11 protein-coding genes and 2 tRNA genes are annotated in these 13,273 nt (G+C 65.3%); 8 read left to right on the forward strand and 5 right to left on the reverse strand.

What is annotated here, in order from left to right; all coding sequences use genetic code 11:
* Positions 1 to 14 precede the first annotated feature (14 nt).
* A complete protein-coding gene (pyrF, locus tag HT579_01905; protein ID QKS27816.1) occupies positions 15 to 854 on the reverse strand; it encodes an orotidine-5'-phosphate decarboxylase in 840 nt (279 codons plus the stop codon).
* A 135-nt stretch (positions 855 to 989) separates the two neighbouring features.
* Here pyrF and HT579_01910 point away from each other — a divergent pair, with 135 nt between their 5' ends.
* The 4 genes from HT579_01910 (at position 990) to thiC (ending at position 4,092) form a co-directional block, all read left to right on the forward strand.
* Entirely contained in the window at positions 990 to 1,592 is a 603-nt protein-coding gene (locus HT579_01910) for a toluene tolerance protein (protein QKS27817.1), read from the forward strand.
* Between the two features lie 62 nt (positions 1,593 to 1,654).
* Positions 1,655 to 1,730: transfer RNA gene (locus HT579_01915), tRNA-Ala, on the forward strand.
* 25 nt (positions 1,731 to 1,755) lie between these two features.
* Positions 1,756 to 1,831: transfer RNA gene (locus HT579_01920), tRNA-Glu, on the forward strand.
* Positions 1,832 to 2,175: 344 nt separating this feature from the next.
* A complete protein-coding gene (gene thiC, locus HT579_01925; GenBank protein ID QKS27818.1) occupies positions 2,176 to 4,092 on the forward strand; it encodes a phosphomethylpyrimidine synthase ThiC in 1,917 nt (638 codons plus the stop codon).
* Between the two features lie 135 nt (positions 4,093 to 4,227).
* Here thiC and HT579_01930 read toward each other — a convergent pair whose 3' ends face one another.
* Positions 4,228 to 4,569 carry a DUF1840 domain-containing protein gene (locus HT579_01930; GenBank protein ID QKS27819.1) on the reverse strand — a complete coding sequence of 114 codons (342 nt, stop codon included), beginning with the start codon at positions 4,567 to 4,569 and terminating at the stop codon, positions 4,228 to 4,230.
* A gap of 71 nt (positions 4,570 to 4,640) precedes the next feature.
* On the opposite strand from HT579_01930, the gene HT579_01935 reads away from it, so the two are divergent.
* Both HT579_01935 and HT579_01940 read left to right on the forward strand, forming a co-directional pair.
* Positions 4,641 to 5,417 (forward strand): 16S rRNA pseudouridine(516) synthase, encoded by a 777-nt coding sequence (locus HT579_01935; GenBank protein ID QKS27820.1) that lies wholly within the window; start codon positions 4,641 to 4,643, stop codon positions 5,415 to 5,417.
* A 97-nt stretch (positions 5,418 to 5,514) separates the two neighbouring features.
* Positions 5,515 to 6,426, forward strand: a complete 912-nt coding sequence (locus tag HT579_01940) for a hydrogen peroxide-inducible genes activator (GenBank protein QKS27821.1) — start codon at positions 5,515 to 5,517, stop codon at positions 6,424 to 6,426.
* A gap of 162 nt (positions 6,427 to 6,588) precedes the next feature.
* Here the strand turns inward: HT579_01940 and HT579_01945 are convergent, their stop codons facing one another.
* The 3 genes from HT579_01945 to HT579_01955 form a co-directional block, all read right to left on the reverse strand.
* Positions 6,589 to 9,219: a DNA topoisomerase III gene (locus HT579_01945; protein ID QKS27822.1), complete on the reverse strand. Its 2,631-nt coding sequence runs from the start codon at positions 9,217 to 9,219 to the stop codon at positions 6,589 to 6,591.
* Positions 9,220 to 9,492: 273 nt separating this feature from the next.
* Positions 9,493 to 10,623: a DNA-protecting protein DprA gene (dprA, locus tag HT579_01950; GenBank protein QKS27823.1), complete on the reverse strand. Its 1,131-nt coding sequence runs from the start codon at positions 10,621 to 10,623 to the stop codon at positions 9,493 to 9,495.
* 2 nt (positions 10,624 to 10,625) lie between these two features.
* On the reverse strand, positions 10,626 to 11,642 hold the full coding sequence (locus HT579_01955) for a LysM peptidoglycan-binding domain-containing protein (GenBank protein QKS27824.1): 1,017 nt from the start codon (positions 11,640 to 11,642) through the stop codon (positions 10,626 to 10,628).
* Between the two features lie 180 nt (positions 11,643 to 11,822).
* Here HT579_01955 and def point away from each other — a divergent pair, with 180 nt between their 5' ends.
* Together def and HT579_01965 are read left to right on the forward strand one after the other, a co-directional pair.
* The gene (gene def / locus HT579_01960) at positions 11,823 to 12,326 is read left to right on the forward strand and encodes a peptide deformylase (GenBank protein ID QKS27825.1); all 504 of its coding nucleotides are present in this window, start codon (positions 11,823 to 11,825) and stop codon (positions 12,324 to 12,326) included.
* Complete coding sequence (locus HT579_01965; GenBank protein ID QKS27826.1) at positions 12,323 to 13,249, forward strand: methionyl-tRNA formyltransferase; 927 nt, start codon at positions 12,323 to 12,325, stop codon at positions 13,247 to 13,249. Before def ends, HT579_01965 begins: the two co-directional genes overlap by 4 nt.
* Positions 13,250 to 13,273 lie beyond the last annotated feature (24 nt).

Consider the following 13,273-nt stretch of genomic DNA (forward strand, 5'->3'; position numbering starts at 1 on the left):
GGCGCCCGTCTGCTTCACGGCCTGGCTGCTGCGGGCGCGGGGGCGCGATAGCGGTTGATGGCATCGCGGGTTTCGCGGGCAATGATGCGCGAAGCCTCGGCGTAGTCCTCACCGCTGCCAGCGTAGAGGATGGCGCGCGAGGAATTGATCATCAGCCCGTTGCCGTTGCCGTCGCAACCGGCACGGACGGTCGTCTCGATATCGCCGCCCTGTGCGCCGACGCCCGGAACGAGCAGCGGCATGTTGCCGGTCAGTGTGCGGACGCGGGCGATTTCGCGCGGAAAGGTGGCACCGACGACCAAGCCGCACTGCCCACTCTCGTTCCACTCCTCGCTGACCATGCGGGCCAGCCGTTCGTAAAGCTTTTCGCCGCCGACGTCGAGAAACTGCAGGTCGCTGCCGCCCGGGTTCGAGGTGCGACAGAGCAGGATGATCCCCTTGTCGCGATACGCCAGGTAGGGAGCCACCGAGTCGCGCCCGAGGTAGGGATTGATCGTGACAGCGTCGGCCTGGTAGCGGTCGAATGCCTCTTTGGCGTACTGCTCGGCGGTGCTGCCTATGTCGCCGCGCTTCGCGTCGAGGATCACCGGTACGCCGGGATGGCGTGAGTGGACATGGGCGATCAGTGCTTCCAGCTGCTCTTCGGCACGGCAGGCGGAGAAATAGGCGATTTGCGGCTTGAAGCAACAGACCAGGTCGGCCGTCGCGTCGACGATCGCACGGCAGAACTCGAGGATGGCGTCCGGCCTGCCCTTGAGATGCGCTGGCAGGCGAGCAGGGTCAGGGTCGAGGCCGACGCAGAGGAGGGTGTTGCGGTCCTTCCAGGCCGAGCCGAGTGCATGCATGAAGTTCATCGTCGCGTCACCGCATGTAAAGCTGCCATTCTACGGTCAATCAAGGAAGCCGGATGCGCGGCTCGGGAAGCGTGCAACGGCAGCCTGATAAACAGCTAAACTTGGGCTTCTTTGGCCGCCGGAGGTGGCGCGCGAATGAAGCGACTCACAACGGAAGAGTACCTGCGGTTGCGCGCCGGTGCCGAGGTACTGGAAGCCGACAGCTTTGGCGAGAAGGTTCTGCGCCTGGCGGACGGGACGATCCTGAAGCTCTTTCGGCGCAAGCGCCTGTTGTCTTCGGCGGCATGGTACCCCTACGCACAGCGTTTCGCCGACAACGCCGTGGCGATGCGGCGCCGCGGAATAGCGGTGCCCGAGATCATCGCCGTCGTGCGCATCCCGGGGATCGCCCGCGACGCGGTCCACTACCATCCACTGCCGGGAGACAGCCTGCGCCAGTTGCTGCGCGCTGGAATCGACGCGGATACGCGGCAGCAGCTGAGGAGCGCCTTCAGCCGTTTCGTCATCGAACTGCACGAGAAGGGAGTCTACTTCCGCTCGCTGCACCTGGGAAACGTCCTCCATCTGCCCGATGGTCACTTCGGCCTGATCGACATAGCCGATGCCCGGTTGCGGCCATGGCGTCTGAGCAGGAATCTTCGCCGGCGCAATCTGAGGCTGCTGCTCGCTGCTGCTGGCGAACGCGAGCTGATCGATGCGGCGGCCGTGCTCACGGGCAAGGGCACGCCTTCCCCGTGAGTGGGTGCGCGCCGCCTTTACAACGGGTTGCCCGAATCCTATAATCGCGGCTTCTTTCGAGCGGGGGTATAGCTCAGCTGGGAGAGCGCTTGCATGGCATGCAAGAGGTCCGCGGTTCGATCCCGCGTACCTCCACCAGCGCGGCGAAAGATCATTGACCCGGGTCCCCATCGTCTAGAGGCCCAGGACACTACCCTTTCACGGTAGGTACCGGGGTTCGAATCCCCGTGGGGACGCCAGCGCTTGTGGCTGGCAGGCCATGATGACAGCTGCGGCCGCCCAGAGCCAGCAGTGTGAGTGGCACTTCGATCGCGTCGCTCGTCTCGGTGCAGACGCTCGCTGCTGCCGGCAATTCTTGCCAAAGACCAGCAAATCATTTAAGTTGGCGGCCCACGTTGGCGGTTCCCGGCGGCGCCCGTTGTCGCCGGTGCCCTTGCCCGACAGACGTCGAGCCTCAGCTTGCAGCGGCAACCCGATCTGTCCGGGAACAGCGGAATGAACCTTTATCCCAGGCGCCTGGTCAAGCCCTTGCAGCCAGTAGTTGCAAGTCCGGCCCCGCCATCCGCCCTCGCAAGGAACAACGATGAATGCTAACGAAAAGTTCATGGCCGCCGACGCACATGTGGATCAAGCAGCGGTCAGGCCGTTGCCCAACTCACGCAAGGTCTTCGTCGTTGGCAGTCGACCCGATATCCGCGTACCGATGCGCGAGATCACGCAGGCGGATACCGATACGGCTTTTGGTGGCGAGAGGAATCCGCCGATCTATGTGTACGACTGTTCGGGTCCGTACTCGGATCCACAGGCGGAGATCGACGTCAGGCAAGGCTTGCCGGCCATGCGAGCGTCGTGGATCGCCGGGCGCGGCGACAGCGAACCACTGGCGGGACTGAGTTCCCAGTTCGGACGCCAGCGGGCAGCCGATCTGGCGCTTGACGAACTGCGCTTTCCCGGTCTGCAGAGGAAGCCTCTGCGTGCCAAGTCCGGCTGCAACGTCAGCCAGATGCACTATGCCCGACGCGGCATGATCACTCCGGAAATGGAGTATGTCGCAATCCGCGAGAATGGCAATCGGCAGCAGTATGTGGAGCAGTTGCGCAATTCCGGCCCACAAGGCAGGCGGCTGGCCGAAATCCTCTGTCGTCAGCACCCCGGCAACAGCCACGGCGCGAGCATTCCGGAAGAGATCACTGCCGAGTTCGTCCGTTCCGAAGTGGCGCGTGGCCGGGCGATCATTCCGTGCAACATTAACCACCCGGAAAGCGAGCCGATGATCATCGGCCGCAACTTCCTCACGAAGATCAATGCCAACATCGGCAACTCGGCACTCGGATCGAGCATCCAGGAAGAGGTCGAAAAGATGACCTGGGCCATCCGTTGGGGTGGCGACACGGTGATGGATCTGTCGACCGGGAAGAACATCCATGAAACCCGCGAGTGGATCATCCGCAACAGCCCGGTGCCGATCGGCACGGTGCCGATCTACCAGGCGCTGGAGAAGGTCAACGGGAAGGCGGAAGAGCTGAGTTGGGAAATCTTCCGCGATACGCTGATCGAACAGGCTGAACAGGGGGTGGATTACTTCACCATCCATGCCGGAGTGCTGCTGCGCTACGTGCCCCTGACGGCAGGCCGGCTGACGGGCATCGTTTCGCGCGGCGGTTCGATCATGGCCAAGTGGTGTTTGGCACATCACCGCGAGAGCTTCCTGTACACGCACTTCGAGGAAATCTGCGAGATCATGAAGGCCTATGACGTGGCTTTCAGTCTCGGCGATGGCCTGCGCCCGGGATCGATCCATGACGCAAATGATGCGGCCCAACTCGGTGAGCTGAAGACCCTCGGCGAGCTGACCGACATCGCCTGGAAGCATGATGTGCAGGTGATGATCGAGGGACCGGGTCACGTGCCGATGCACATGATCAAGGAAAACATGGACTTGCAACTGGAGTACTGTCGGGAGGCGCCGTTCTATACACTCGGACCGCTGACCACGGACATTGCTCCGGGCTACGACCACATCACCAGTGGCATCGGGGCGGCAATGATCGGCTGGTATGGTACGGCGATGCTCTGCTACGTCACCCCGAAGGAGCACCTCGGATTGCCGGACAAGGACGACGTGAAGACCGGGATCATCACCTACAAGCTGGCTGCGCACGCTGCGGATCTGGCGAAGGGCCACCCGGGTGCGCAGATTCGCGACAACGCGCTGTCAAAGGCCCGGTTCGAGTTCCGCTGGGAGGACCAGTTCAACCTCGGTCTTGATCCGGACAAGGCACGTGAGTTCCATGACGAGACGCTGCCCAAGGAGTCGGCGAAAGTGGCGCATTTCTGCTCGATGTGTGGGCCGCACTTCTGTTCCATGAAGATCACGCAGGAGGTCCGGGAGTTCGCTGTCGCCCAGGGACTCAGCGAGGAACAAGCGCTGCTCAGAGGAATGGAGGAGAAGTCGATCGAGTTCGTCCGCAGCGGAGCCGAGGTCTATCACAAGGTCTGAACGGGACCCCGGGCATGTTCTGTGGCGCGGTCCGCAGATCCTCGTCGGCAGTCAGCGCGGCGGGCAGGGCGATGCCGCAGAGCGGGCCGCGGCGCGAAGGGGGCAGGGAATGGTGTCCAGGTGCCGCTCGGCAGCTTAGAAATCCCTGTCGGCTTCCCAGAGGACGAAACCATCTTCCTGCTGCGTCCATTGCAGGAGCTCGATCAAGGGAAAGGCCCGCTGCCCGAGGCCAACGGTCGGTGATTCGTCATCAACATCGCCATTGCGGGCGGGTGCGGGTTCGCCGCCCGTGGCAGCGGGCGAGGCTTTCTGGTCAGCCGCCGCCAGGCGCAAGCGGGTGATCGCGTCCGGGAGCTGTTCGGTGGTGATGACACCACGCGCGCTGCAGTCCTTGCCGATGGCCTCGAGTAGCTGGCGGGCGACCGTGGCAAACATCATGATCTGGCCGGAGGTGCTTGAGGTGAATTTGACGAGCATTGGTTGCTTCTCCATTGGTCCTGAACCCCGGCGCCATTGTTGCAGGTCCGCAATCCGCGAACAATAGCGCAATGGAGCTGGCGCGTCTGTTGCAGTCGCAGGGTTTTGGCAGTCGCGCCGAATGTCGAGCGCTGGTTGCCAATGGCCGGGTCAGTGTGGATGGTCGTCGGTGCGCTGACTGGGCCGAGCAGTTCGAAGCTGCGGGGCTGGTCCTTTCCGTCGATGGCGTCTGCTGGCGCCATCGACGGGCAGCGTATCTGGCGCTGCACAAGCCCTTCGGCTATGAGTGTTCGCATCGGCCGCAGCATCATCCGAGCGTCTACTCGTTGCTGCCGTTGCCGCTGATCCGGCGTGGGGTTGAGGCGGTCGGGCGGCTGGATGCGGACACCAGCGGCCTGTTGCTGCTGAGTGACGACGGCGCCTTCGTGCACCGTTACACTTCACCCCGCAAGCGGGTCGCGAAGGTGTATGAGCTCAGGACGCGGCATGTCGTCGACGACGCGCAGGTTGCGGCCCTGCTCGCTGGTGTGACGCTCCGCGATGAAGCGCTGGCGGTGGCTGCGGTCGGTTGCCAGCGGTTGGACGAGAGGCGCCTTCGCCTGAGCGTGACGCTCGGGCGCTACCACTTGGTCAAGCGAATGCTGGCGGCGGTGGGTAACCGCGTGGAGAGTCTGCATCGGGTAGCCATTGGCGGGTTCGTGCTGCCGCCGGAGCTGCGCGCCGGAGAATGGATGTGGCTCGAGGCAGCCGACCTGGAGCGATTGGCCGCTGGCGGCTCGGCGGCAACGGCCGACGGGTTGCAGCACGGTGGTCACGCGGCGATGGAGGGAAAGCCAGGATGGTCATGAGAACGCTGTCGTTGGTCTCTGCGGCAACTGTCGGGAACGCCGCTGCTGCCCGGCGTGCTCGCTGCGGCCGACCGTCGTCGTGCGGGTGGAGCCGGCGATGACACTGACCGAACTGCGCTACATCGTGGCGCTGGCGCGCGAGCGGCACTTCGGGCATGCGGCGGAAAAATGCCATGTCAGTCAGCCGACGCTGTCGGTGGCCGTGAAAAAGGTCGAGCAGCGCTACGGCGTCGTGCTTTTCGAGCGTTCCTCGGCTGACGTGCGCCTGACGATGATGGGCGAGCAGATCGCGCAACAGGCGGAGCGGGTGCTGGAGGAGGCGGCGCGACTGAAGGAGATCGTGGCGCAGGGGAAGGATCCGTTGCTTGGGCCCTTGCGGCTGGGCGCGATCTACACGATCGCACCTTATCTCCTGCCGCGGCTGATCCCTTCCCTGCACGCGCGGGCGCCGCGGATGCCGCTCTACCTGCAGGAGAACTTCACCGTCAATCTCGCGGGGCAGCTGCGGCGGGGTGATCTCGATGTGATCGTTGTTGCCCTGCCTTTCGCTGAGCCCGGAGTCGTGTCGCGAGTGGTTTACGAGGAGCCTTTCTGTGTCGTGATGCCACGTCAGCACCCGCTGGCGCAGCAGGAACGGATCGACACGCGGCAGGTGGCGGCCGAGAACCTGTTGCTGCTGGGCAATGGCAACTGCTTTCGCGATCAGGTGGTGCAGGCGTGCCCACAACTTTCGGCGCCGGGTGGAACCGAGGGATCGCTCGAAGGTAGCTCGTTGGAGACGGTACGCTACATGATTGCCAGTGGCGCCGGAATTTCAGTCGTTCCAGCTTCGGCGGCGGCTTCGTGGCCGCGCGAGGATTCGCTGTTGAGCGTGCGCCGGTTCAGCGATCCGGCACCGGTGCGAAAGGTGGTGATCGCATGGCGCGCTACCTTTCCCAGGCCGCAGGCGATCGATGTCCTGCGCGCTGCGATCGCCGATTCCCCGCCGCCCGGGGTGCTCATTGCCTGATCGCTGCCGCGGCAAGCGGCGCTCGGCGATGGGTGGTTGGTCCGCGTCAGGCAATGCTTCGGCGAAGAGTGGGGCACGCGCGGCAGCCGGGTGGCAGTGCGCGCCGGTTCCACGTGGAACCGGCCGTTGGCCGGTGTAGCCGCGGTGTAGCCGGCTGGTCGCTCAGCCGGCTGCCTTGCGGCGCCGCGCCGGTGGCGCTGCAGGCGCAGAGACGGTCGCCGCAGCGGCAGGCTTGGTCGCCGCGGCGACCGTCGCTGCGCCTTCAGACTTGGTCGCTGCGGCGCGTGTCCTGGTCGCGGTCGGCTTCGGTTCGCGCTTCTCGAACTCGAAAGCGACCTTGCCGTCGGCGGCACGGACCAGGTAGGCGGAAAACTTGCGGCGGGTGCGAGCCGAGACAAATCCGCGCAGCAGTTCGCTGCGGCCGTCGCTGAGGAGCCGGCGCATCTGGTCCGGTTCGATCGGCTGTTGCAGGATGACGGTACCGGAGCGGAAGTCGCAGCTGCGCCCGGCCGTGACGGACCTTTCGCAGACGTATGCCATGCCGTGGCGAAAGACGCGGGCGCCACATTTCGGGCAGGTACCGAGCGCTTCGCTCTCCGAGAAGTCCGGCTCTTCGGCGCTGCCGTCGTCACTGGCACTACCTTGGCCGAAATCGAAGACCGGGGCATGGTCCTCGTTGAGCTGGATGATGGCGCTGAACGGCCGACCGAGCTTGTTGCGGAAGCCGGTCAGCGGGCCGAGCCGGCGTCGCTCGAGCAACTCGTCGATCTCGCGCGCTTCGAACTGCCGCCCGGCGACGATCTTCCAGAGCGAAAAATCGCAACCCTGGCACTGGAACTTCTTGTAGGTTTCCTTGATGACCTTGCCGCACTTGGGGCAGGGAGTCGCCAGTTCGCCGAAGTCGCCGGGGATGCTGTCACTGTCGTAACTTCGCGCCCGATCGACGATGCGCCGGGTCATATCGGCGATTTCCCTCATGAAGTCGTCGCGCGACATCTCGCCACGCTCCATTCTTGCCAGCTTCCACTCCCACTCACCGGTCAGTTCGGGTGCGGTGAGTTCGGGGATGCCAAGCCCGTTGAGCAGCGTCATCAGCGAAAAGGCCTTGGCCGTGGGGAGCAATTCGCGACCCTCACGCAGCAGATACTGCTCGGCCAGCAGGTTCTCGATGATCTGGGCGCGGGTCGCCGGAGTGCCGAGCCCGCGGCCGGCCATGGCGGCGCGCAGCTCCTCGTCATCCATGGCCTTGCCCGCACCCTCCATGGCGGTCAGGAGGGTCGCCTCGGAGTAGCGCGCGGGGGGTCTGGTCTGCTGCGCGGCGACCAGCACGTCCTCGGTGTGCACCCGTTCTCCGGCAGCGACAGCGACGAGGTTGCCGTCTTCACCTTCCTGTGCCTCGCGGCCATAGACGGCCAGCCAGCCCGCATTGACGAGCACGCGGCCTTCGGTCTTGAAGGGTTCACCGGTGACGCGGGTGATGCGTGTCGTGACCTGGTATTCGGCGGCCGGATGGAAGACGGCGAGGAACCGCTTGACGACCATGTCGTAGAGCTTGAACTCGGGTTCGGACAGATGCTTCGGCGCCTGCAGCGTCGGAATGATCGCGAAGTGGTCGGAAACCTTGGCGTTGTTGAAAATCCGCTTGTTGGGCTGCACCCAGTCACGCTCGAGGATCATCTGCGCAAAGGGCGCGTAACGCGCCAGCAGGCTTTCCTCCGCTGCCTTGCCGGCCGCCGCGCCGCTGAGCATCGCCAGCGTGCTCGCCACCGTCGGCCGGTAGTCCTCGGGCAAGGCGCGCGAGTCGGTGCGTGGGTAGGTGAGGACCTTGTGTTTCTCGTACAGCGCCTGCGCCAACCCGAGGGTCACCTTGGCGGAGAAGCCGAAGCGCCCGTTCGCCTCGCGTTGCAGGCTGGTCAGGTCATAGAGCAGCGGTGAGAGCTGGCTCGATGCCTTCGATTCCTCGCTGACCGTGCCCGGTTGGCCCAGACATTGCCGTCGCAGCGTGGCTGCCCGTTCCTCGTCCCAGAGGCGGTCGGCACGGGCGTGTTCATCCTCCTCCCTGCCCTGAAACCTTTCGTCGAACCACTTGCCCCGGTAGTGGCCAGCCGCGCAGGCGAAGAGACCCTCCAGCTCCCAGTAGGAGCGCGGCGTGAACTTGCGGATGCGGTCTTCACGGTCGACGATCAGCGCCAGCGTGGGCGTCTGCACGCGACCGACCGTGGTCAAATGGAAGCCGCCGCTCTTCGAGTTGAACGCCGTCATCGCCCGTGTGCCATTGATGCCGACCAGCCAGTCGGATTCCGAGCGACAGATAGCGGCCTGCGCCAGTCCGTGCATCTCGCTGCCGTTGCGCAGCCGGGTGAAGCCATCCCGGATTGACTGCGGTGTCATCGACTGCAGCCACAGCCGTTCGACGGGCTTGCCCGTGCCGGCGTGTCGGCTGATGTAGTTGAAGATCAACTCACCTTCACGACCGGCATCGCAGGCGTTTACCAGACTGACCACGTCCCTGCGCTTGATGAGGCGAAGCAGCAGCTTGAGGCGGGCCTCGGTCTTGGCGATCGGCTGCAGCGCGAAATGGGGGGGTATCACCGGCAGGTGAGCGAAGGACCACTTGCCACGTTTGACCTCGTACTCAGCGGGGCAGGCCAGCTCGAGCAGGTGGCCGATGGCCGAAGAGACAACATAATCCTCGCTCTCGAAGTAGTCCTCATGGCGAACGAAACCACCCAGCGCGCGCGCGAGGTCGGCAGCGACGGACGGTTTCTCGGTAATGATCAGTTTCTTGCTCATGGGGTCTTTGTCAGCCGCACAGGGGGGCGAGGGTGGGGTCGCGGGGTGCTCCGCAGCGGAGCGCTTGCGGACGATGATAAGAGGAGTCCGCCGGGCTTGGCAAGCAACCCCGCCGTCGCCGCCAGTGGCGCCCGGCACATCGACGGCTCGGGCAGCTGCCCGCAGCGTCGATGTGCCGGGCGCAGGGCCGCCGATTGGTGTTGGCGTGGCCGCTCCCGAGGGGACTCTGTCGTCGGGGATCGCAATGCCGCGTCGGAAGCCTGCGCCGCGGTTCTACGGGCTGCCGTTCGTCGATGATGCGGGCAGCCGCTGGTAACGACCGCCCGGCATGCTGGCGATATCGCCGTGCAGTTCGAGTTCGAGCAGGACCACTGCGGCACGGTCGGCGCCGAGGCCCATGCGCTTGACGACTTCGTCGAGGCTGAACGGATCAAAACCGAAGGACTGCAGAAGGCGGCCAGCATCGGTCGCCGCGTCGAGGCGCGCATCCGGTAGGTCCGTTGGTGTCGGAGGCCCACCGCTCGTTGTGCTCCAGCGCAGTTCTTCAAGCACGTCGGCGACGGTTTCCACGAGCTTCGCTCCCTGCTTGATCAGCCGGTGGCAGCCGCGCGACTGCGGCGAGTGAATCGATCCCGGGATGGCGAAGACCTCGCGTCCCTGTTCCGAAGCGATGCGCGCAGTGATCAGCGAACCGCTGTCAACCGTTGCCTCGATCACCAGGGTGCCGCGCGAGAAGCCGGCGATCAACCGGTTGCGGCGCGGGAAGTTGGCGGCCAGCGGTGGCGTGCCGAGGGCGAACTCGGAAACGATCGCGCCGCGGTGGCCGATCTCCCGCGCCAGTTCGCGGTTGCTGGCCGGGTAGACGCGGTCGATACCGGTACCGACGAAAGCGACGGTGCTGCCGGAGCGTCCCAGTGCGCCGCGGTGAGCGCCGGCATCGATGCCGAGCGCGAGGCCGCTGGCGATGGTCAGACCGGCATCGGCCAGCGCAGCGGCGAAGCGCTCGGCGTTGCCGAGCCCCTGGGGAGTCGGATTGCGGCTCCCAACAATGGCCAGTGCCGGCGAGTTGAGGAGTTCGAGGCGGCCGACAACATACAGCAGGGTTGGTGGATCCGGAGTCTGCAGCAGCGACTGCGGGTACTCGGGATCAGCCAGAGAGAGCAGATGTTGCGCCGGTTGCGCCGCCCAGGCGAGGGCGTGCTCGAACGCTGCGCCATTGTCCTGGTCGAGGAGCAGGCTGGCGGCGCGACTGCCTGCCACCGCCACCAGCGCGGATCGGCCAGCGTTGAAGATCGCGTCCGGCGGGCCGAAGGCGCGCAGCAGCTTGCGCTGCGTCTCGCCACCAATTCCGGGGGTCAGGGTCAGGCGCAGCCACGGCAGCAACTCGGCTGCCCCTGCTCTCATCGTTACGGGACGCGGGCGAAGTCGTTGACCTCGACGGTACCGATGGCTTGAACGACGAGGCCGTATGAGATTCGTTGAAAGGTGCGGAAGACGAACAGCAGCCCCACGCGCTCCGGCGGAATCGGGATGACGACTGTCGCGTCGTATTCGTCACGCTCGACGGTGGTGCGATTGCGTTCGAGGGCCAGGACGTGGCCGATCTCCATACCGTCGTCACGGCCGCGGTTGATGGCGACGATCGACCCGCGACCAGCGGCATCGACACCACCGTAGACCGATATCACGCGGCCGTCGACCCGGAAGTCCGGTTTGTGCGGGACATAGGGAACCAGATCGGGACGTACGACAGGCAGCAGGCGGTCGCCGCGGCCGATCTCCTCTTTCGAGGTCAGTATCTCGAAGGTGGCCGGGTTGCCGGGCTCGACCTGGCGGGCGGTACCGAGATAGTAGGCCTGGTAGCCGAGAACCTCGCTGCTTTCCGGATCGACCAAAGGCTTGCCTTGACGGTAGATCTGCCAGCCGCGCTGCGCGGGGTCGGCGTCGGCGACATAGGCGCGGTCACCTCGGCTGAGGAAGATGCGATCCGGCGGCAGGGCGACGATGCGCGCAGCGTTCGCCAGACCGTCCTTGTCGACGATCAGCGGTTCGGAAAGGAACGGGCGGATCTCGTTCGGGGGGATTGGCGGTACGCCCGGGTCGATCCCTTCGGCGTAGATTCGTGGCAGTAGTCGTGTACTCTGCAGGCGCAGCCATGGTCTGCCGTCGGCGTGACGTTCGAGGACGATGACGTCCCCGGGGTAGATGAGGTGGGGATTGCGGATCTCGGCGCGGTTCATCCGCCAGATCAGCGGCCATTCCCATGGGTTCTTGAGGAACTTGCCGGAAATTCCCCAGAGGGTATCTCCCGGGACGACGATGTGTCTCTCGGGAGCCCCGCCGGCGAGTTCCAGGTCCTGAGCGGCAGCGCCGGAAATCCCGCCGAGCGTGGCCAGGATGAAGGCGAACAGAAAGCGGATCATCGTGTTATCCTCGTACGTGTAGCCGCACTCTTGGGGGAACTCAGGGTCGAGGCTCCTGTCGGAGTTGATCGATTCGGCAATCCTGCTGCCAAGCCTCCGGTGCGTGCGTTCACGGATGCCGGCATTGTCGAGACAGTGCCTTAAATTCTGCACGTAGTTACTTATTCGATCAAGCTTTTTATGTCTTTGCTGCCGATCCTTCGTTTTCCTGACCCGCGTCTGAAAAAGGTCGCCGCGCCGGTGGCGCGGATCGATGACGGCATTCGTCGGCTGGCGCGCGACATGGCCGAGACGATGTACGAGGCACCGGGGATCGGTCTGGCGGCAACACAGGTCGATGTCCATCTGAGACTGATCGTCGTCGATGCCTCCGAAGCCCGCGACCAGTTGCTCGTCCTGATCAACCCGGAGATCGAGTCGCAGGAGGGCTCGCAGAAGTGCGAGGAGGGTTGTCTGTCGGTACCCGGCATCTACGACCGGGTTGAGCGGGCCGAGCATGTGGTCGTCCGCTACCTGGATCTCGACGGCGGGGAGCAGACGGTCCGGGCCAGCGGTCTGCTGGCGGTCTGCCTCCAGCACGAGATGGACCACCTGCAGGGGCGGGTGTTCGTCGAGCACTTGTCACAACTCAAGCAGTTGCGCATCCGCAACAAGCTGGCCAAACAGGCGCGAATCACTGCATGAGGCTGGGTTTCGCCGGGACACCGGAGTTCGCGGCCGTTGCCCTGCGTGCTCTGCTGGCGGCCGGCCACCAGGTCGAACTGGTGCTGACACAGCCGGATCGCGCGGCGGGGCGTGGTTTGGCGGTGCGCCCGTCGGCGGTGAAGGAACTGGCGCAAGCGGCCGGACTCAGGCTGCTGCAGCCGGCGACCCTGCGCGATGCCGTCGTCCAGGAAGAGATTCGTGCCAGCCGGCTGGAAGCCCTGATCGTTGCCGCTTACGGCCTGATCCTGCCGCAGGCCGTCCTCGATCTGCCGCGCTGGGGCTGCATCAACATCCATGCTTCGCTGCTGCCACGCTGGCGTGGCGCGGCGCCGATCCAGCGGGCAATACTTGCCGGTGACCGTGAAACCGGGATCAGCATCATGCAGATGGACGCCGGGCTCGACAGCGGGCCGGTGCTGCTTGCGGCAGGGCAGGCCATTCGTGACGATGACACCGCCGCCTCGCTGCACGACAGACTGGCGACGCAGGGAGCCGAACTGGTCGTCAAGGTGCTCGAACGCCTGCCGTTGCCTGGGTGGCCGCAGCCGCAGAGCGGGGTCACGCACGCTGCCAAGATTGGCAAGGCCGAGGCGATGCTCGACTGGCGCCTGGCTGCGGAGCTGCTGGCAAGGCAGGTGCGGGCCTTCAATCCGCAGCCGGGGGCAAGCTGCGTGCTGAACGGCAAGGCGCTGAAGGTGTGGACGGCGCGTCCGGTCGTCGGCAGCGGTTCTCCCGGTCTGATCATCGGGGCTGCTCACGACGGCCTGCTGATTGCCTGTGGTGAAGGGGCCCTGTGCGTTGAGGAGGTGCAACAGGCGGGTGGCCGGAGGTTGGCGGTGGCGCAATTCCTGAACGGCACCGCGGTGCCTGTGGGTTCGCGTTGTGCCGTGGCCACTGGCTGAGGGCTGCCGGCTAGCGTTCCCCGA

The sequence above is a fragment of the Candidatus Accumulibacter similis genome (genome assembly GCA_013347225.1).
GTDB lineage: Bacteria > Pseudomonadota > Gammaproteobacteria > Burkholderiales > Rhodocyclaceae > Accumulibacter > Accumulibacter similis.

Bases quoted from the DNA above. Each gene is read 5' to 3' on its own strand.
- pyrF (QKS27816.1), bottom strand. From the start codon at position 854: ATGAACTTCATGCATGCACTCGGCTCGGCCTGGAAGGACCGCAACACC.
- HT579_01910 (QKS27817.1), top strand. From the start codon at position 990: ATGAAGCGACTCACAACGGAAGAGTACCTGCGGTTGCGCGCCGGTGCC.
- thiC (QKS27818.1), top strand. From the start codon at position 2,176: ATGAATGCTAACGAAAAGTTCATGGCCGCCGACGCACATGTGGATCAA.
- HT579_01930 (QKS27819.1), bottom strand. From the start codon at position 4,569: ATGCTCGTCAAATTCACCTCAAGCACCTCCGGCCAGATCATGATGTTT.
- HT579_01935 (QKS27820.1), top strand. From the start codon at position 4,641: ATGGAGCTGGCGCGTCTGTTGCAGTCGCAGGGTTTTGGCAGTCGCGCC.
- HT579_01940 (QKS27821.1), top strand. From the start codon at position 5,515: ATGACACTGACCGAACTGCGCTACATCGTGGCGCTGGCGCGCGAGCGG.
- HT579_01945 (QKS27822.1), bottom strand. From the start codon at position 9,219: ATGAGCAAGAAACTGATCATTACCGAGAAACCGTCCGTCGCTGCCGAC.
- dprA (QKS27823.1), bottom strand. From the start codon at position 10,623: ATGAGAGCAGGGGCAGCCGAGTTGCTGCCGTGGCTGCGCCTGACCCTG.
- HT579_01955 (QKS27824.1), bottom strand. From the start codon at position 11,642: ATGATCCGCTTTCTGTTCGCCTTCATCCTGGCCACGCTCGGCGGGATT.
- def (QKS27825.1), top strand. From the start codon at position 11,823: ATGTCTTTGCTGCCGATCCTTCGTTTTCCTGACCCGCGTCTGAAAAAG.
- HT579_01965 (QKS27826.1), top strand. From the start codon at position 12,323: ATGAGGCTGGGTTTCGCCGGGACACCGGAGTTCGCGGCCGTTGCCCTG.